This is a genomic window from Lichenibacterium ramalinae (genome assembly GCF_004137085.1).
GTDB lineage: Bacteria > Pseudomonadota > Alphaproteobacteria > Rhizobiales > Beijerinckiaceae > Lichenihabitans > Lichenihabitans ramalinae.
In genome coordinates, this window is the sequence record NZ_QYBC01000010.1 from 156,594 (window position 1) to 175,349 (window position 18,756).

At 71.6% G+C, this 18,756-nt stretch carries 13 protein-coding genes; 7 read left to right on the forward strand and 6 right to left on the reverse strand.

Annotated elements, in window-relative coordinates:
- Positions 1–213: 213 nt before the first annotated feature.
- Positions 214–6,120, forward strand: a complete 5,907-nt coding sequence (locus D3272_RS13380) for a protein kinase domain-containing protein (protein WP_207210208.1) — start codon at positions 214–216, stop codon at positions 6,118–6,120.
- On the forward strand, positions 6,117–7,496 hold the full coding sequence (locus D3272_RS13385; protein WP_129219695.1) for a type 2 periplasmic-binding domain-containing protein: 1,380 nt from the start codon (positions 6,117–6,119) through the stop codon (positions 7,494–7,496). Before D3272_RS13380 ends, D3272_RS13385 begins: the two co-directional genes overlap by 4 nt.
- Positions 7,497–7,696: 200 nt before the next feature.
- On the opposite strand, the gene D3272_RS13390 is transcribed toward D3272_RS13385, so the two are convergent.
- Entirely contained in the window at positions 7,697–7,846 is a 150-nt protein-coding gene (locus D3272_RS13390; RefSeq protein ID WP_207210209.1) for a hypothetical protein, read from the reverse strand.
- A gap of 411 nt (positions 7,847–8,257) precedes the next feature.
- On the opposite strand from D3272_RS13390, the gene D3272_RS27310 reads away from it, so the two are divergent.
- Positions 8,258–8,680, forward strand: coding sequence for a Rossmann-fold NAD(P)-binding domain-containing protein (locus D3272_RS27310; protein WP_165361331.1), 423 nt, complete (start codon positions 8,258–8,260; stop codon positions 8,678–8,680).
- Between the two features lie 729 nt (positions 8,681–9,409).
- Here D3272_RS27310 and D3272_RS27315 read toward each other — a convergent pair.
- From D3272_RS27315 to D3272_RS13420, 3 genes are read right to left on the reverse strand one after another with little or no spacing between them, the layout of a single operon-like run.
- The gene (locus tag D3272_RS27315) at positions 9,410–10,075 is read right to left on the reverse strand and encodes an alpha/beta hydrolase (protein WP_165361339.1); all 666 of its coding nucleotides are present in this window, start codon (positions 10,073–10,075) and stop codon (positions 9,410–9,412) included.
- On the reverse strand, positions 10,072–11,868 hold the full coding sequence (sdhA, locus tag D3272_RS13415; protein WP_129219699.1) for a succinate dehydrogenase flavoprotein subunit: 1,797 nt from the start codon (positions 11,866–11,868) through the stop codon (positions 10,072–10,074). Before sdhA ends, D3272_RS27315 begins: the two co-directional genes overlap by 4 nt.
- Complete coding sequence (locus D3272_RS13420; RefSeq protein WP_129219700.1) at positions 11,865–13,109, reverse strand: YbfB/YjiJ family MFS transporter; 1,245 nt, start codon at positions 13,107–13,109, stop codon at positions 11,865–11,867. The genes sdhA and D3272_RS13420 overlap by 4 nt, the downstream gene beginning before the upstream one ends.
- Before the next feature lie 94 nt (positions 13,110–13,203).
- Here D3272_RS13420 and D3272_RS13425 point away from each other — a divergent pair, with 94 nt between their 5' ends.
- Positions 13,204–14,112 (forward strand): LysR family transcriptional regulator, encoded by a 909-nt coding sequence (locus D3272_RS13425; protein WP_129219701.1) that lies wholly within the window; start codon positions 13,204–13,206, stop codon positions 14,110–14,112.
- 14 nt (positions 14,113–14,126) lie between these two features.
- Here D3272_RS13425 and D3272_RS13430 read toward each other — a convergent pair whose 3' ends face one another.
- Positions 14,127–15,074 carry a LysR family transcriptional regulator gene (locus D3272_RS13430; RefSeq protein WP_129219702.1) on the reverse strand — a complete coding sequence of 316 codons (948 nt, stop codon included), beginning with the start codon at positions 15,072–15,074 and terminating at the stop codon, positions 14,127–14,129.
- A 99-nt stretch (positions 15,075–15,173) separates the two neighbouring features.
- On the opposite strand from D3272_RS13430, the gene D3272_RS13435 reads away from it, so the two are divergent.
- From D3272_RS13435 to D3272_RS13445, 3 genes are read left to right on the forward strand one after another with little or no spacing between them, the layout of a single operon-like run.
- Positions 15,174–15,968 (forward strand): SDR family NAD(P)-dependent oxidoreductase, encoded by a 795-nt coding sequence (locus D3272_RS13435; RefSeq protein WP_129219703.1) that lies wholly within the window; start codon positions 15,174–15,176, stop codon positions 15,966–15,968.
- Between the two features lie 38 nt (positions 15,969–16,006).
- The gene (locus D3272_RS13440) at positions 16,007–16,780 is read left to right on the forward strand and encodes an SDR family oxidoreductase (RefSeq protein ID WP_129219704.1); all 774 of its coding nucleotides are present in this window, start codon (positions 16,007–16,009) and stop codon (positions 16,778–16,780) included.
- A gap of 53 nt (positions 16,781–16,833) precedes the next feature.
- Entirely contained in the window at positions 16,834–17,799 is a 966-nt protein-coding gene (locus tag D3272_RS13445; protein WP_129219705.1) for a quinone oxidoreductase family protein, read from the forward strand.
- 137 nt (positions 17,800–17,936) lie between these two features.
- Here the strand turns inward: D3272_RS13445 and D3272_RS13450 are convergent, their stop codons facing one another.
- Entirely contained in the window at positions 17,937–18,686 is a 750-nt protein-coding gene (locus tag D3272_RS13450) for a dienelactone hydrolase family protein (RefSeq protein ID WP_129219706.1), read from the reverse strand.
- Between the last annotated feature and the right edge of the window lie 70 nt (positions 18,687–18,756).

Here is an 18,756-nt window from a genome sequence, read left to right on the forward strand (position 1 = left end):
GCCTGCGTCAACGGCCACCCGCTCGAGGCGGGCGACGAGATGTGCCTGGAGTGCGGCGCGGACCCGGCGCCCGGCGTCGCGGCCGAACCTGACGCGGGTCAGGCGCGAGAGCCTGGGCACCCTCGGACCGAGGACGTCCGCGCAGAGCCGGACGTCGGCGCGGACGTCCCCCCGTCGCCTACCGTCGTCGGAGGCTGGGAGGTCCGCAGCCGGGTGACGGACCGATCGGGGGTGGCGGCGTGGGAACGCTTCGAGGTCGTTCGCCCGTCCGACGGCCGCGAAGCCTGGCTGACCCTCTACCGCGTGGGACGGGAACCGGACGCGGCGGTGCACGAGGCGCTGGGGCGGATACCGCGCGAGCACGTCCCGGAGCTGCTCGCGACCGGCCGGCACGAGGGCAGGGCCTACGAGATCTCCGAGCTGGTCGAGGGCGGCTCGCTCGCCGACCTCGGTGGGTCGGCGCTCGAGGGCGGCACCCTGCGCCGCGTCGTCGCCGAGATGGCCGAGGCGCTCGACGCCCTCGCCGAGATCGGGTTGCGCCACCGTGACTTGAGGCCGACCAACGTCCTGGTGCGCACGCGCGAGCCCCTGGACCTCGTCGTGACCGGCTTCGGCTCCGCCCGTCTCTCCGACTTCGACCTGGAGGCCGTGGCACCCCTGGAGCTGACCCGATACTCGGCGCCGGAGGCCATCGTCGGCGCCGTGAGCGCGTCGTCCGACTGGTGGTCCCTCGGCATGATGGCGCTGGAGCTCGCGACCGGGGGCGAGTGCTTCCGCGGCGTCGACGACCAGGCGCTGCGCCTGCACGTCGTCACGACGGGGATGCCGCTCCCGAGGGACCTGGCGGACGACGTCCGCATGCTGCTGCGCGGCCTCCTGGCCCGGGACCCGTCGAGGCGCTGGGCCGGGCCGGAGGTCCGGGCTTGGCTCGCCGGCGCGGCCGTGGCGGCGCCGGACGAGGTCGGGGTCGACGAGGAACGATCCGGGCCGAGCCTGGAGCTCGCCGGGCGGCGGCACTTCCGTCCGGAGGCCTACGCCCTCGCCGCCGCGCATGCTGACGCCTGGGAGGAGGCGAGGGGGCTGACCCTCGGCGGGGCGTTGGCGACCTGGCTCGCCCAGCGCGACTCGGACCCGCGCATCGTCGCCCAGGTGCGGGTCGCTGCGTCCGACGGGAACATGACCGACGACCTGCGCCACGCGGTCGCCCTGATGGCGGTCAACCCGAACCTGCCGCTCACCGTGTCCGGGCGCATCGTCACCCCCGCGTGGTTGCTGGAGCGACCGGACGAGGGCTACGCGCTCGTCACGGGGCAGGTTGTGACGCACCTCGAGCTCATGGGCCGCGAACCTTGGCTGACCCGCATGCGGGCGCGGGTCGACGCGGTGCGGGAGCGCGCGAGGCTGCTCGAGGTCGAACTCGACGAGGGCAACGTCAGGGTTGCCCTGCTCTCCTCATCCCGCGCCAACCTTGAGGCCGAGAGGGACGCCCTGCGGAGGGTCTACCCCGACTCGGACCACTCGGGCCTGGCCTCGCTTGTCGGCAGGGCGAAGCTCACCGAGGAGGACCTGATCCTGCTCGTCGGCGCCGCCCCGCACCAATTCGTGCCGCTCGCGACCCTCGCCGATTCCGCGAGGGAGATGGCGTCGCGCGCCGGGCTGGTGCTCGACGACGCAAGCCTCGCCGGCCTCCTGACGCGGCCGCGCCGCGAGGTCCTGGCGGCTGTCGATGAGCGCACGTCCAACTTCGCGCGCTGCGGGAACCCGCGTGTCGACGAGTGGGCCGACGCGTTCCGGACCGAGCGCCGCCTCGCCCTCCCGCGCGCCGCGGCGCTCCTGGCCGTGCCGGCCGAGGCCTGGCGCGAGCCGCCGAAGCAGCAGTACGTGGCAGACCTCCTGGGCGCCTTCGAGAAGCGGCTGGCCGGGGCGGTCGGGCGCGGGCCCCTGGCCCGCTTCACGCTGGGCAAGACCACTCCGAGGCTCGACCTCGCGGAACTTGGCACGGCGCTGAGGCCCGCCGAGGGCCTGCTCGCGCACGTCCTGGGCCGCGTCGAGGCGCCGGTCGCGATGGATCCCGGGGCGTTCCTCGACGGCGAGGGCCGGGAGGGGCGGCTGAGGCGCCTGGTCGGCCACGCCGAGACCTTCCGCCGCGACACGGGCATCGACGGGCGGTACCTGGGCTTTCCCTTCCTGGCCTCGCGCGACGCTCGCTCGTCCTCCCGCCCCCGTCTGATGCCGGTCCTCCTCTGGCCCGTGGCGATCGAGCTGGCGAGCGGCGCCGGGCAGCGCGCGACGCTCGCCTTCGACCGTGGGCGGGACGAGGTCAGGCTGAACCCGGCCCTCGAGGGGTTGCTCGGGGGCGACGCCTTCGTGCGCTGGCTCGCGACGCGCGACGAGGTGCTGGGGCGGACCTCGGTCCGTCCGGCCGACGTCGTCGACGCGTTCGGCGCGCTTGCGGCCCCGCGCGGCCGCAAGCTCGTCCCGCTTCCGTCGAAGGACGCGTCGGTCCCGCCCGGCAGCCTGTCGATCGTGCCGTCGGCGGCGCTGTTCAATGCCGAGTTCGTCGGCCAGGCCGTCGCCGAGGACCTGCGCCAGATGCGCCAGCGATCGCTGGCCGGCACGGCCCTCGAGGTCGCCATCCGGGTCGCGCCGGCGACGGACGGCGACGCCGGGCGGGCGCCCCCCGAGCGGGATCGTTTCCTGACCGTGGCGAGCGACCCGTCCCAGGACGCGGCGGTGCTACGCTCGCGCGAGGCGCCCGGCCTGCTCGTGGAGGGACCCCCGGGGACCGGCAAGTCCCAGACGATCGTGAACATGCTCGCCGACGCCATCGGCCGGGGCGAGACGGTGCTGGTCGTCTGCCAGAAGCTCGCGGCGCTGCAGGTCGTCCAGAAGCGCATGGCGGCCGAGGGGATGGGCGACCGCCTTTTCGTCGTCACCGACGTCAATCGCGATCGCGAGCCCATCATTCGCTCGCTGCGCGACCAACTGGCCGAGACCCGTACCTCCACGCCGGCCAGGGGCGCCGCGATCCGGCGCGCGCGGGACGAGAAGGCGGCGCAGATCGAGGTCGTCGAAGGGGAGCTCGACCGCCGGCACGAGGCGCTGCACGCCTCGGACGACTTCACCGGCATGAGCTACCGAGACGCACTCGGGGAGCTGATCGCGGTCGAGGCGGAGGGCCCCTACGTGGACGCGGCGGGCCTGCGCCGGCATCTGGCGAGGCTGGACCGAGGGGGCCTCGCGCGCCTCGAGCAGACCTGCGCGCCTCTCGCGCGCACCTGGCTCGACTCTCGTTACGAGGGTAGCCCGCTCGGCGTGCTCCGCACCTTCCCCGTGGACGCGTCCGTCGAGGCGGACGTCGAGGCTGGGCTCAGGGCCCTCTCCGCCGAGGAGGGACGGCGGTCGGAGGTGCTCGCCCGCTGCGCGACGGCGTTCGAGATGGCCGATCCGATCCCCTTCCGCGCCTGGCTCGACCACGCCGCGGGCTTGCTCGGGTCCCTGGCGGACGACGTCCGGCAGCGCCTCGGGGCGTGGGTCGACCTGTTCCGGCCCGAGGCGGGCCGCGCCACGGCGGGGTCCGACCTCATCGCGAGCCTCCGCTCGCTCGAGTTGGCGGTGCACGCGCTCGACGCCTCCGGGCACGACGACGCGCTGTTCCAGGCCTGCTCGACGCTGTCGGCCGGAGACCTCGGCAGGCTGGCGGGGGACGTGAAGGCGGCGTCCGCCCCGGCCTCGTTCTGGGGTCGCCTCAGCCCGTCCCGTCGGGCCCGCGTCCGGCGGGTCGACGCCTTCCTGGCCGCCGCCGGGCAGCCGGTGGGGCCGCCTGGCCATGCGGCGCTCGCCGCCATGCTCTCGCTCGAGGCGGCTTCAAGGCCGCACCGGGCGGCGCTGGGAGACGTCCAGGCCGCCCTCGGCTACTCGGCGGAGGCGAGGCCCCTGTCGATCCCGAGGCTGCGGGAACTGGTCGGCTCGCTGATCGACGTTCTCGAGGAGGTCGAGGCACCCGCGACGACGGTCCACGCCTGCCCGCCGGGCTTCGACGCCGCGGGGATCGCGCGCGAGGCGTCGCGCGACGCCGTCGGGCGCATGCGGCGGGCCTTCGAGGACTCCTTCGCCCGGCGCGAGGCCGAGGACCGGAGCGAGGGGGCCCTGGCACGCCTGTCCGACTGGTTCGAGGGCGGCTGGACGGCCGTCGTCCGCTCCCGCATTGCCGGTGGCGCCGGGACCGCGGACCTCGTGGACCCCGTCCTGCGCTCGCTCGATTCCCTGCCCGCGTTCCAGCGCCTCCGCGCTCGCGCCCTCGACGCGCAGGCACTTACCGCGTTCGCGGTGCTCCGCGGCGCCGAGCCGGCGCTCCGGTCCGTCGCGCCCGACCTCCTCGAGCCCGTGGTCCGGCGGACGATCCGGCGCGAGGGCCTGCTCTCGTGGAAGGCGCGGCTCGAGGGCGCGCATCCGGAGCTGACGTTCGAGCGGGGCGAGGTCGAGCGCAAGGTCGCGGTCCTGGCCGCGCTGTCCGACGAGATGCGGGAGTTGAACCGGCAGTCCCTGGCCGCCGGCATAGACCCGACGAGGCTCGCCAAGGCGTCGGCCTGGGAGGACGTCACCCGGCTCCGCGGTCCCCGCACCCGGCGCCTGCGCGAGATCATGGAGGTCGGTCCCGACCTCGGCCTCATGCACCTGCGCCCGGTCTGGTTGATGAGCCCGGACGTCGCCAGTCGGCTGCTCCCCCTTAAGGCGGCCGCCTTCGACCTCGTCGTCTACGACGAGGCGTCCCAGATGCCGGTCGAGCACGCCGTCCCGACGCTCTACCGCGGACGCCGCGTCGTGGTGTCTGGTGACGAGAAGCAGATGCCGCCGTCGAACTTCTTCGGCGGCCGGGTGGACGAGGACGACGAGGCCCGGGACGACGAGGAGCCGGACGACGAGGCGACCGAGACCGAGCGCGCGGCCCACGAGGAGGCTTGGAACCGGCGCGACGTGCAGGGCTGCCCGGACCTCCTCCAACTCGCGCGCACCTGCCTGCCCGCGACGACGCTGCAGATCCACTACCGGTCCAAGTACCGGGAGTTGATCGCCTTCTCGAACGGGGCCTTCTACTCGGGCAAGCTCAGCGTGCCGGTCCGCCACCCCGACGACGAGGTCCGCCGCGCCAGGCCCGTTGAGGTCCTGAGGGTGGACGGGACGTACGAGCGTCAGACGAACGAGGCCGAGGCCGCGCGCGTGGTCGACGTCCTGGCGGCGATCTGGTCCGTCCACCCCGCGGAGAGGCCCAGCGTCGGCGTGGTGACGTTCAACCGCAAGCAGGCGGACCTGGTCGACGACATGGTCGAGGCCCGCGCCGCCGCGGATCCGGCGTTCCTCGAGGCCCTCGAGAGGGAGCGTAACCGGACACAGGGCGGCGAGGACATGGGGTTCTTCGTCAAGAACGTCGAGAACGTCCAGGGCGACGAGCGCGACGTGATCGTCTTCTCGACGACGTTCGGCCGCGACCGCAAGGGCGCCTTCAAGAAGAGCTTCGGTGTTCTCGGTCACACGGGCGGCGAGCGGAGGCTCAACGTGGCGGTGACCCGGGCGCGAGACAGGGTCGTGCTGGTGACGTCGATGCCCGTGAGGGACGTCTCCGACTGGCTCGCGGGGGGCAGGGCGCCCGACAAGCCGCGGGACTACCTGCAGGCCTACCTGGACCATGCGGAGAGGCTGTCCCGCGGCGACCTCGACGGCGCCCGCGCGATGCGGGGTCGCCTCGGGGTGAGTGCCGCCCGGCGCCCCGGACGCGACGACCCGAGCGACGGATTCGTGCGCTCCGTCGAGGCGTTCCTCGTGGGTCTGGGCCACAAGCCCGTGCGGAACGCCGACGGGGAGGACGCCTTCGCGCTCGACTTCGCCATCGAGGACCCGCGCACCGGCCTCTTCGGGATCGGCATCGAGTGCGACGCGCCGCGTCACCCCCTGCTCGCGCAGGCGCGGGCGCGAGAGGTCTGGCGTCCCAAGGTGCTCGGCCGCGCCGTGCCCCGGGTGCATCGGATCGCCTCGACCGACTGGTACGAGGACGGTGCGGCGGAGAGGGCGCGCCTCGCAGAGGCCGTCGGTCGGGCCATGGAACTGGAGCGTGCGTCATGAGCGGACCGAAGGTCGTCACGATCGTGACGCGCGAGGAGGTCGAGGCCATCTGCAGGGGCCTCCTGGGGCAGCTGCGGGCGGCGTCCCGGGAGTTTCTGGTCCTGGCGGGTCGGCTCGACCAGGCCGACGAGGCACTCCGGACCGCCGTCGCGGCCCGAGAGGCCGAGGCCGCCGCGCTGATGACCTCCGAACGCTTCCTGGACCTCCAGAAACGCGTGCCGCAGATGGTCGAATTCCTCCGCGAGGAGGGCGCGCGGCTCGAGAGGGCGGCGACCCTCGCCATGGCCGAGCGTCGGTCGCGCCGACGGAGGGTGGTCGACGGCGCGAGGAGCGTGGTCGCGGCCCTCGAGGCCGCCGGCATGCTGGTCGACGCCGCCGTCCGTGACCTAGTCGCGCGTGCCGCCCGGGCCGACGATGCTGACCTCGCGAGCCTGGCCGGGGAGGTGGCGGCCGCCGCTCGCCGGACGCCCGCCCCGTCCCCCGCCGACGGTCCGGTGCGGGCGAGCTCCGAGCTGGCGGCCCGCCTGGGTGCCGGTCTGGAGGGACGCACTATCGCCCAGTGGACGCCCGCGGACGGCCCCGCGCCGGACGCGCGGGACGTCCGCCTTGACGCCCTCCTCGCGGAGGCCGAGGCGACGTGCACCGGTGAGGAGTTCGCCGCCGTCTCGGAGGGGGCGGCGCTGGCGGCCGCCGAGCCTTCCGCGGGGCGGCGCGGCCTCCTCGTCGACTCAGTCACGCTCGAGGTGTCGAGGACGGTCGCGCGACGGCGGGCGCTGCAGGCGTCGCTCAGGCGGCTGCGGGACCTCGACGCGTCGCTCGAGGCGCTCGAGACAGGGAACGCGTCCGCCATGCGGTCGCGCGTGTCGGCCGCGATCGCGTCCGACGATGCGACGCTGATGGACGCGGTGGCGATCGAAGCCGCCGAGGTGGTGGGGGCGGAGACGAGGGCTCTGGCCGCGACGGCGCGGCGGAAGGCGGTCCTCGAGGGCTTGGCACGGCTCGGTTACGAGGTGCGCGGGTCCATGGTGACCGCCTGGGCCCGGGATGGCCGGGTCGTCGTCCACAAGCCCGGGAGCCAGGACTACGGCGTCGAACTGGGTGCGCCCGCGGACGCGTCGAGGGTTCAGGTCAGGTTGGTCGGGTCGGATAGGCCCGGGTCGGGTCGGAGCGCCGAGCGGGACAGGGACCACGAGGTCGGCTGGTGCGGGGACTTCTCGGATTTGAGGGAGCATCTCGCCGGAGCCGGCGGCTTGGTCGTGGTCGAGCGTGCGTCGGAGCCGGGCGCCCAGGCGGTCAAGACCGTGCCGGCCGCGTCGCTCGGCGCCGCGACCGCGGGCGAGGTTTCGCAGCCGACGGCGAAGGCGATGCGGCGCTGAGGAGGCGCGCTCCCGTCGCGCCGGTCGGAGCCGATTATGCAGCCTTAACACCACGCACACCTTGGAGATCTGCAGTGTGCTCGGCGGAAAGGTTCGTCCGTGACGAGGCAGCGCTCGCGGCCCACGGCGCGTGCCGTGTGGATCGACCTCTCCGAACGCAGGGTGCGTCTCGCGGACGGGACGAGCCTCCCCCTGGGCTCTCAGTCGTCGAACTTGACGCTACGCGTGAGCTTCGCGATCTCGCCCAGGACCTGCTCCGGAGGCCCGCGCTCGCGCTGCCAGATGTTGCGCCCGACGATGACGCCCCGAGCGCCCGACCGGATGGTTCCTGCGACGGCGTCCACGGTCATACCGGCTGGAGCCGCGCTGGACGAAGCGGCGGGCCGGCGCGGCGCTCGTCGCCCTGATGCCCGGCGTCGACCTCGGCCTCGCCTTGAAGAAGGATCACTGGTTTTCCTGGCGCAGGAGGCCGACCTGCCCGAACGCTTGCTGGGCGGGGATCCCGATGCCTTCATCGACCGCGCCCTCCGCGAGATGACCGGCGGCCGGGACGTCATCGGGGCAGCCGCGCTCGACGCTTATCGCGCCGCGTTCCGCGACCCCTTGGCTGTTTCAGCCTAAGCTTTGCCGTGGTGCTGGCAGCTGAGGCGGTCCACCTGATGGGCTTGGGATCGTCGTTGGCGTGCTCGATCCCGGTCGATGGCGGCCACGAGTCGTCGACGGATCGGAACACGCCGCGCCGGAGAGCTTGGCGGGTCAGCTTGGAGAAGAAGCCCTCGACGGCGTTCAGCCAGGAGCATCGCGGGGCCGCTCCGGACGTCGACGACCTGCTCTGGCCGCGGCTCCCCTGGCGAGGCACCCAGGCCGATGCGGAAAGCAAGTTCCTCGATGTCCTGCTCGCCTGCGCGGTCGCCCGCCGTTGGCTCGACGTCCTGTCGAACGCCATCGAGCCCGGATGGGTTGCGACCCGCATGGGCGGGCGTGCCGCCACCGACGACCTGGCGAGGGGACACCTGACGCAGGCTTGGCTCGCCACCAGCGACGCGCCTGGCGCGCGCGTCACCGGCGGCCATTTCTATCACGAGGCCCCGCGCCCGCCAGACCCGGCCTTGCGCGACGAGGCCGCGCAGGACGCCCTGCTGGCGGCCTGCGCCGAACTGTCCGGCATCGCCTTGCCGGCCTGAGAGGGTAGCGGACGGCGCGTGCTGGCGCGGCCCGAGGGCGCGACGGCGAGGGCCGGTCAGTCGCGGTTCGAAGCGGGCGCCGGCTGCATGAACTCGATCGTCGCGCCGTCCGGGCCGACGGCATAGACTACCCGCGTGCCGGCTCGCGCCTCGCCCGCGACCCCTGGGGGATGCCCTGAGCCTTCCAGCCGTGGTCCGGGTTAGAGCGCCGTGGTCCTGTCGATCTCTGTCGGTCGTAGAATGACGCATCAGGGTGGAGAGCGGTCCGACCGCTCCCGGGCGTTGATGATCGAAAGCAGACCTTTCGTAGTGTCAAACCCACCTCTGGCCGACGCCAATGGCGCGTCCGCGATCGAAGCAAAGCGTTAGGCCGGGGAGATGTCGAGCGGCCAAGAACCTGTCTGCCAGATACGATTGCGCCCCCAGGCGGCCGCGAGGCCATAGTTGGGGCGAGACGATCGGCCCAGACGTCGATACCCCCGCAGCCTGCCTCTGGCGCGCTACAATCCGCCGCCTTGCGGCGTCACGAGGGGTAGGGGGGAAGCGCTGTCCTGTGAGAACGCTGCCCGGCGCGCCTCGATGCCCGCCATGACCTCCTCGACGAGCGGTTCCAGCTCGGCCCAGCTCACCCCGTCGCGCGCCTGCACGGCCAAGCCTTGCATCACGGCCAAAGCGTGTACCGCCGTCGCACTCGCGGAGAACCGGGCCGATGATCGGCAAGGTCGGCGGTCAGCTAACCGCAGCAGAGAACCAGTTCGCGAGATCGCTTACCTCTTCGGGACCGATCTCATGCCCGCATGGGTAAGCTCGCCTGGTGAGCGCGGCGCCGCTTGCGCTCTCGAGGTAGTGCTCGGCCGCCGCGAACGCCTCGCTTGGCACAACCTGATCTCGGTCGCCCCGGCCATAGAACAGTAATTTGCTGCGAAGTGCACCAGCCTTCCAGGGCGGCAGAACCAGAGGAGCGCTCAGGAGCGCGGCACCGGCGAAACGCTCAGGATGGCGCATGAGAAGGTGCCCCGCAAAGGCGCCACCGTTGCTGAACCCACAGAGCCAGGGTCGGCAGCCTGTCGGGACGGAGCGGCCGAGCCATGCCATGAAGCGCTCTTCCGCCACCTCGACGCTCTCGCTGCGGGCGATGCCGATGGAGGCGTTCTCGAACCAGGTCCTGCCTCGCCGCAGTCTGATGCCGCCCGGCGGTGCGATTACCCGGGCGGGGGAGAAGGCCGGTGCAAGCTCGTGCACCAGTGCCGCGCTCTGCCCACGCCCGTGCAGGAAGATCACGGTCGGGCTAGTCGTACCGCCTGACCTGGTGGCGAGACAAGGCGCGATCTCGACCGTGTCGTCGAAGGATCCGATCGCCTCGATGGAGCCTTCGCGGTCCGACCCGTCGCTCAATAGATTCTCTCCTTCGGTGCGATGCTGGCGACATCGTTGGTGAGCGGCTGCAGGTGTACGGGGCGGTAGTCGAGATCGATCGATCCATCGGGCCGCAACCAGGCCAACGTGTGCTTCAGCCAGGCCTCGTCGTCGCGCTGGGGGTAGTCCTCGCGGGCATGGGCGCCCCGGCTCTCCGTACGACCGATGGCGGAGCGAAGGCTGACGCTCGCCTGGGCGAGCATGTTGTCGAGTTCCAGAGCTTCGGCGAGGTCCGAGTTGAACGCCATGGAGCGGTCCACCAAACCGAGGTCGTCCCTCATGCTGGACGCGACCTCGGCGAGCTTGTCGCGCCCCTCGTCGAGCAGCGGGCCGTCGCGGAAGACCGCGCAGTGCTTCTGCATGACCTTCTGCATAGCGAGCCGGATCTCGCCGACGCCCGTCCGTCCCGAGGCCCACCGGATCCGGTCGAAGCGCGCCACCGCGCGATCCGTCGCGTCGTCCGGCAGCGGAGCGTGACGCTCGCCGGGCCTGACCGCCGCGGCGGCCCGAACTGCTGCTGCACGACCGAAGACCACGATGTCGAGCAGCGAGTTCGACCCCAGCCGGTTGGCGCCGTGGACCGACACGCAGGCCGCCTCGCCGATCGCCATCAGCCCGGTGACCACGGCGTCGCCGTCACCGTCCCGGATCGTCCTCGCCTCGCCGTGGATGTTGGTGGGGATCCCGCCCATGTTGTAGTGCACTGTCGGCAGAACGGGGATGGGCTCGCGGGTGACGTCCACGCCGGCAAAGATCTTCGCCGTCTCGCTGATCCCGGGCAGGCGCTCGTGGAGCAGGTCGGCGCCGAGGTGTTCGAGGTGGAGCAGGATGTGGTCCTTGCCCGGCCCGCAGCCGCGTCCCTCGTTGATCTCGACCGTCATGGAGCGGCACACGACGTCGCGGCCCGCGAGGTCCTTGGCTGAGGGCGCGTAGCGTTCCATGAAGCGTTCGCCTTCGGAGTTGGTCAGGTAGCCACCCTCCCCGCGCGAACCTTCCGTGATCAGGCAGCCCGAACCGTAGATGCCGGTCGGGTGGAACTGGGTGAACTCCATGTCCTGGAGCGGCAGGCCGGCGCGCAGCGCCATGGCGTTGCCGTCGCCCGTGCAGGTGTGGGCGGCCGTGCAGGAGAAGTACACGCGGCCGTAGCCGCCCGTGGCCAGCACCGTGCGATGCGCGCGGAACCGGTGCAGCCTGCCGTCCTCGAGCCCCCAGGCCAGCAGACCGCGGCAGGCCCCGTCGTCGTCCATCAGCAGGTCCAGCGCGACATACTCGACGAAGAACTCCGTCCTGTGCTGGAGGCACTGCTGGTAGAGCGTGTGGAGGATGGCATGACCCGTGCGGTCCGCCGCCGCGCAGGTGCGCTGCGCCATCCGCCCGCCGTAGTCGATCGTCTGGCCGCCGAACGGCCTCTGGTAGATCCTGCCGTCTGGCGTCCGGGAGAACGGCACGCCGAGATGCTCAAGTTCGAGCACCGACGGTCCCGCCTCGCGGCACATGTATTCGATCGCGTCCTGGTCGCCGAGCCAGTCCGACCCTTTGACGGTGTCGTACATGTGGTAGCGCCAGTCGTCGCCGTCGCCCATGTTGCCGAGCGCTGCCGCCATCCCGCCCTGGGCCGCGACGGTGTGGCTGCGGGTCGGGAAGACCTTGGTTACGCAGGCCGTGCGCAGGCCCGATGCGGCCATGCCGAGCGCCGCCCTCAGGCCCGCGCCGCCTGCCCCGACGATGACGACGTCATGGGCATGGTCGACGATGTCATAGGCGATGCTCATCGCGCGTCACTCCCGTGTGACGACCGGACCGTCAGCGCGGTCGTCAGATTGATGGCGAGCGCGCAGGCGGCAGCGGCCCCGCCCAGGACGAAGAGGCCGGATGGCGGAACGAGGCCGCGCGCGACGACGAAGGAGAGGCCGTAGGCGCCCACCGCCTGTCCGACGGCAAAGCTCGTCGTCGCGCGGGCCCAGACGGTGCGTTGCTGAGCCGCGTCGTGCGGGACGAGTTCGTGAATGCGACCGAGCACGAGCGGCACGATCCCGGGCGTGAAGCCGCCCACTACGAGGCTGGACGCGACCAGAATCGGCACGGCCGTGCCGAACGCGACAGCGACGATAGCGAGCGCCATGGCGAGATAGGCGACGCGCAACGCCGGGCCGAAGCCGGCCCGGTCGGCCAGATGGCCAGCGAGGAGCGGCCCGACGATGGCGCCGAGGCCGTAGACCACCCAGAGGCCGGCGCCCGCGTCGAGCCCCTGGCCGAGGCCTCGCGCCACGTAGTCGACGAGGAACACCATGTGTGGGACGAGCGCGAAGGCTACGAGCCCGTATTCGACAATGAGGGCACGCGTGGTCCGGGACGCGTGCCGCGACGAGGCTCGGGCCGGTCCCGCCTCCTCGCGATGCGGGGCCGCGGCGCGGGGCCAGTTGGGCCAACTGACGAGTGTGAGCAGCGCCGACAGGACGGCGAGGCCGTACCAGCAGGCCGCGAGTCCCATCCGCAGGAGCAGCGGCACGAGCGTGCCGGAGGCCGCGATGCCGAGGCCCACGCCCGCGAACACGGCGCCCCCGACAAGGCCGCGCCGGGCCGGGCCGACGTGGGGCAGGATCGTCGAAGCCGCCAGCACCATGATGAGCGCCCCCGCGACGCCCGACGCGAGGCGCCAGGCGAGGAACCAGGGAAAGGAGAGCGGCACTGCGCAGGCCAAGCACGACAGCGTGACGGTCACCATGGAGGCGCGGAGCAGCGGGACGGCGCCGAACCGCGCAGCGAGCCCGCGGGCCATCAGCGCGCCGGCGAGATAGCCGGCGAGGTTGGCGGCACCGAGATAGACGACGTCGGCGGGCGCGAACCACCTCGCGTCGATCAGCGCGGGGATCAAGGGCGTGTAGGCGAAGCGGGCCAGGCCGAGGCCGACCAGCGAGGCGGACAGACCCGCGCAGACCCAGCGCCACACGTCGGACGATCTGGGGTGGTGCGGGATTTCGGCGGTGGGGGATCGGGCGTCGACGGCGGTCATGCATCACCTCGGGATGGCCCGGTGTAGATCTCGCGTTGACGCATGAAAAATGATCGTTTCAGATGCCGATCATCGCTTTGAGAGATGACGTGCCATGAACAGCATCGAGCTCGGGGTCTTCGCCGCCGTCGCCAAGGCCGGCAGCATCGGGCGTGCCGCCGAACGGCTCAACACCGTGCAGTCGAACGTCACCCAGAGGGTGCGGGCGCTCGAGGAGCGGCTCGGGGTGCCGCTGTTCCACCGCTCGAAGCGCGGCGTCACCCTCACCACCGCGGGCGCGCGCCTGCTGCCCTACGCGACGCGCATCGCCGAACTGCTCGACGAGGCGCGCCTCGTCACCCGCGACGGCGCGGTGCCGGGCGGCGAGTTGCGCATCGGCGCCATGGAGACGGTCGCGGCCTTCCGCCTGCCGCCGATCCTGGGAGCCTACGCGGCGCTCTATCCGGATGTGGAGGTCACGCTCGATACAGGACCGACCGAGCACCTGATCGAGCGGGTGCTGCGCCGCCACATCGACGGGGCCTTCGTGGCCGGTCCCGTCGCGCACGCGGACCTGGAGGCGACGGAGGTCTTCGACGAAGAGCTGGTCCTGGTGACCTCGCCGAGGGTCGCCTCCGTCGACGACCTGCGGCGCGACAGCCGGCGCGCCGGCAAGATCATCGCGTTCCGCGCCGGGTGCTCCTACCGGCAACGGACGGAGGAGTTCCTCGCGCGCGAGGGCCTGCTCGGCCTGTCCCGCATGGAGATCGGCACCCTGGACGGCATGATCGGCTGCGTCGCGGCGGGCGTCGGCTTCGCCATCCTGCCGCGCGCCGTCGTCGGGGACGCATCGACGGCCGGGCGTGTTCGCCTCCACGCCCTCCCGGCCGAGATCGCGCGGACCACGACCGTCTTCGTTCAGCGCCGCGACACGTTCGTGACGGCGGCGCTGAGGTGCTTCCTCCACTGCGCGACGGGACGGGGCTCGGCAGCCCTCGACGGGGACTTGGTTGGGGCCGCCTGAGCCGCCAGAGTGGCTTAGCGCGGCCCCTCCGTGGTGAGCGGCGATGCCCTTGTCGCGGCCCTGCCATCTCGCCGCAGGCGCCGCGCGATCGCTCGTGCGAAGAACTCGGTCGTGTGGCGGACGCGGACCGGGACGAACCGGCGTTTCGGCCAGACGAGGTTCACGTCCCTCACGCCGCGCACGAACGCGTCGAGGATCGTGACGACGTCCGGCGTCGAGAGGTCCTCGACGAGCGACGCTTCGGTGAAGAAGCCGATCCCGACGCCGGCCAGGACCCCCGCCCGGATCGTTTCGATGCTGTTGGACGACAGGTTGCCCCGGACGGACACGCTGAAGGGGCCATCTGGGCCGACGAAGGGCCAGTCCGTCGCCTCGCGCAGTCCGCCGTAGACCAGGCAGTTGTGATTGACGAGGTCGGCGGGCGTTTGCGGCATGCCGTGCTGGTGGAAGTAGCGGCGAGCGCCGACGCAAACCAAGGGCGTGCCCGCGACGCTTCGCACGACGGCGTCGGGTTCGTCGACCGGACCGATCCGGATCGCCAGATCCACCCGGTCCTCGACCATGTCGCGCGTGAGGTCCGACAGCACCACGTCGACGTCGAGCGCGGGATGAAGCGCCAACAGCTCCGGGATGAGCGGCAGGACGTGCAAGCGCCCGAAGGTCGCGGCCGCGCTGATCCTGACCGGGCCCGAGACCTGGAGCGAACTCTTCGTCATCTCGTTGTCCGCGTCGTCCAACTCCTCGATCATCGATCTGGTGCGATCGAGATAGCGTCGACCGTGATCGGTGAGCATCACGCGGCGCGTGCTCCGGTTGAACAACGCCACGCCGAGGCGCTTCTCGAGCGCCGCGACGGCCTTGCTGACGGCTGGCTGCGCCAGGCCTGTGCGGCGGGCGGCGGCCGAAAAGCCTCCGGCCTCCGCAACGGCGATGAAGGCGGTGAGTTCGTGGAAGCGGTTCATGGGATCTATTCTCCGGCAGCATAGATCCTATGGAAATTGAGTTCGTTATCCAGACCTGGGTGTTCCCCACCTCCTCAGCAGACAGGAGAAGGGTGCGCCATGCAGATCGATCTCAGGGGCAAGAAGGCCGTCGTGACGGGCTCGACGGCCGGCATCGGCCGGGCGATCGCCGAGGGGCTGGCACGGGCCGGTGCGGCGGTCGTCATCAACGGTCGTGGCGAGGAGAGGGTCGGCGCCGCGCTGAGGGACATGCGCGCGCTCCTTCCCGAGGCCGACATCACCGGCCTTGACGCCGATCTGGCGACACAGGCGGGCGCGGATGACCTCGCGGCCCGGGCGGGAGACGCCGACATCCTGGTCAACAACGTCGGTACGGCCAAGCCGAAGCCCTTCCTGGAATTGACCGACGGCGACTGGCGAGACCTCTTCGAGCTGAACGTGATGAGCGGCATCAGGATGACCCGTCGTTTTCTGCCGGCGATGACGAGGCGCGGCTGGGGGCGCGTGGTGTTCGTCAGCAGCGAGTCGGCGCTCGCCATCCCGAAGGAGATGATCGACTACGGCATGACCAAGACGGCGCAGCTCGCGATATCGAGAGGCGTCGCGGAGTCGGTCGCCGGCACGGGCGTGACCATCAACGCCGTCCTCCCCGGCCCGACGAACTCCGAGATCCTGTCGAACTGGATGAAGGCGACGGCGGCCTCCGAGGGGATCTCGCAGGACGAGGCCGAGCAGGACTTCCTGAGGACGATGCGGCCGACCTCGCTCCTGAAGCGGTTCACGACCACCGACGAGGTCGCCAACATGGTCGTCTACCTGTGCTCGGAGCAGGCGTCCGGAACGACCGGGGCCGCCCTACGCGTGGACGGCGGTGTGCTCAGGCAGATCGCCTAGCTCCGTCCGGATCCAGCACCAACCCACGGAGATTTAGCATGACAACAGTACACAACGAGCGGACGCGTCCGCAGTCGCCGTCCTTCGATCTCACCAGGAAGCGGGTGGTCGTGATCGGCGGCAAGACCGGGATCGGTCTGGGGGTCGCCCAGGCCGCCCACGCCGCGGGAGCGAGCGTCACGGTCGCCAGCCGGCGCTCGGCCTCTGTAGCGGGCCACCCGGAATTGGCACCCTTCGAGCAGATCAGGCTCGACATCAGCGATGAGGAGGCCGTTCGGGCCGCCTTCGACGCTATCGGCACTCTGGATCATCTCGTCGTCGTCGCTGGGCCGACGGACGGCAGCTGGGGCACCTTCATGGACGACGACATGCGAGGGGTGCGCAGCTACATCGACAGCAAGTTCCTCGGCTCCTGGGCCTGCGCGCGCCATGCCAGCCCACGGCTTCCCCCGAACGGGTCGATCACCTTCCTTACAGGAGGGATCGCGGCGCGTCCGAAGGTCGGCATGACATCCGTGACGTCGGCCTTCGCCGCCGTGGAGGCGTTGGGACGCTCGCTCGCGCTGGAACTCGGCCCGATCCGGGTGAACACCATCCGGCCCGGCTTCATCGATACTGATTTCTGGACCTTCCTCTCCGAGGCGGACGCCGCCGCCGTCCGCGAGAAGGTGCGGGCGGGGTTCCCGGCGCGCCGCCTCGGCCAGCCTGGCGACGTCGGACACGCCGCGGTGTTCCTGATGACCAATCCATACGTCACCGGCACCGTGCTCGACGTCACCGGCGGCGAGCACCTCGTGGACTGGGTGTTCTGACCGGCCGCCACCGCCTTGCGTCTTCGCTTCCTGCAACAATCCGGATCGGCATCATGGCGCATCGTATCCGCATCCATCTCACCGGCGGCCCCGAGGTCCTGCGTTACGAGGACTACGACGTCGGCGAGCCGGGCCCCGGTCAGGTCCGGCTCGCCCAGGAAGCCGCCGGCGTCAACTTCGTCGACACCCAGTTCCGCGACGGCATCTATGACGCCAAGCTGCCACTGACACTGGGGGTCGAGGGCGCCGGGATCGTCGACGCCATCGGGCCGGGCGTCACTGAGTTCGCGGTCGGCGACCGCGTCGGCTACTGGCTGGCGTTCGGCAGTTATGCCGACATGCGCCTCGTCGAGGCCGACAAACTGGTGAGACTGCCGATCGGCCTATCGAGCGAGCAGGCCGCCGCGAGCTTGACCAAGGGCCTCTCGGCCTGGGCCATGGTCAAGCGCGCCCATGTGGTCCAGCCCGGCGAGACGGTGCTCGTCCAGGCCGCCGCCGGCGGGGTCGGCTCGTTCGCCGCGTCATGGGCGCAGGCTCTGGGCGCCAAGGTGATCGCCACTGTCGGCACCCCGGAGAAGGCGGCATGGCTGCGCGAGCGCGGCATCGAGACGGTGCTGGACGCGGGAGACCCCGATCTGGCCGCCAGGATCTTCGGCATGACCGATGGCAGGGGCGCCGATGTCGTTTACGAGTTGATCGGCGCCGCGACCTTCGACAGATCGATCGCCGCGCTGCGGCCCGGCGGGGATCTCGTGCACTTCGGCAACGCCTCCGGGGCGCCGGGCGTCGACCTTGCGGCCCTCGCCGATCGTTCGATCGTCTACACCAGACCGAACACCGCCGATTTCGTGAACAGCCGCGTCGTCCTGAAGCAGGCGAGCGACGACCTCTGGTCTGCCTTCGAGACCCGCGTCCTCGCGCCTCACCCCGTGACCCGCTATCCGTTGCGCGAGGCCCGGCGTGCGCATGAAGACATCGGGGCGCGTCGCGTCGTCGGGTCCATAATCCTGACGATGTGATAAGCTCCAGGCTCGCCGCCCGCGAGGCGGCGTGATCTCAGGCGCCTCGCCCCAGGGCACGGTCCCGACACCACCAACCCGCGAAAGCTCGCTCCCGAGCCGCTCGGCGGCGAAGGCCGACGACCTTCGGAGATGGGTCAGCGAGGAAAGCCCGAGCGCAGTTCGCGATCGAGGAAGGCCAGCATTGCCCGCCATCCCCGCTCGGCGGCGACCGCGTCGAAGACGGGGAAGTCCGGCTTCATCCAGCCGTGGGCGGCGGGATAGGTCTCGGCCTCGAAGGAGACGCCCTCCTCCCGCAGCGCCGCCTCCAGGCGCCGGGCCATCTCGGGCGGGTAGCTGTGGTCGTCGGTCGCGGCGGCGATGTAGAGCCGCGCCTCGATCGTCGGTGCGAAGCGATGCGGGCTGTCTGGTGCGTCGGTGGCGAGGTTGCCGCCGTGAAAACTCGCCACGGCCGCGAACCGCTCCGGGTGGGTCCCGGCCGCGACGATGGCCATGCCGCCTCCCATGCAGAAGCCGACGGCGCCGACCTTCCGCCCCTCGACGTCAGCGCGCGTGTCGAGGAAGGCGAGGAGTGCCGCCGTGTCCTGCGCCGCCTTCGCGTTGCTGGTCGTCGCCATGAGGGGACCGAGCACCGCGCGGAAGTCGCCCTTCAGGACCTCCACGGGATCGAACGGGCCATAGGAGCCGAAGCGGTAGAAAAGGTCCGGCACCAGCACGAGGTAGCCCGCATCGGCCAGCCGCTGCGCCATGTCGAACACGATCGGCCGGATGCCGCCGGCATCCATGAAGAAGATGACGGCGGGCCCGCCCGTCCATCCCTCGGGTGTGACGACGGTCGTCGGGCAGCGGCCATCCGAATTGCTGATTGTGATCGTCTCGCGGGGCATGAAGTTACACCTATTGACGGTGGAGGTCTCGGCGCTCCGGCGGCGGTTGCGCACGTGCTCGCGACGCTTT

Coding starts and splice junctions, on each gene's coding strand:
- D3272_RS13385 (WP_129219695.1), top strand. CDS start 6,117: ATGAGCGGACCGAAGGTCGTCACGATCGTGACGCGCGAGGAGGTCGAG.
- D3272_RS13390 (WP_207210209.1), bottom strand. CDS start 7,846: ATGACCGTGGACGCCGTCGCAGGAACCATCCGGTCGGGCGCTCGGGGC.
- sdhA (WP_129219699.1), bottom strand. CDS start 11,868: ATGAGCATCGCCTATGACATCGTCGACCATGCCCATGACGTCGTCATC.
- D3272_RS13420 (WP_129219700.1), bottom strand. CDS start 13,109: ATGACCGCCGTCGACGCCCGATCCCCCACCGCCGAAATCCCGCACCAC.
- D3272_RS13425 (WP_129219701.1), top strand. CDS start 13,204: ATGAACAGCATCGAGCTCGGGGTCTTCGCCGCCGTCGCCAAGGCCGGC.
- D3272_RS13430 (WP_129219702.1), bottom strand. CDS start 15,074: ATGAACCGCTTCCACGAACTCACCGCCTTCATCGCCGTTGCGGAGGCC.
- D3272_RS13435 (WP_129219703.1), top strand. CDS start 15,174: ATGCAGATCGATCTCAGGGGCAAGAAGGCCGTCGTGACGGGCTCGACG.
- D3272_RS13440 (WP_129219704.1), top strand. CDS start 16,007: ATGACAACAGTACACAACGAGCGGACGCGTCCGCAGTCGCCGTCCTTC.
- D3272_RS13445 (WP_129219705.1), top strand. CDS start 16,834: ATGGCGCATCGTATCCGCATCCATCTCACCGGCGGCCCCGAGGTCCTG.
- D3272_RS13450 (WP_129219706.1), bottom strand. CDS start 18,686: ATGCCCCGCGAGACGATCACAATCAGCAATTCGGATGGCCGCTGCCCG.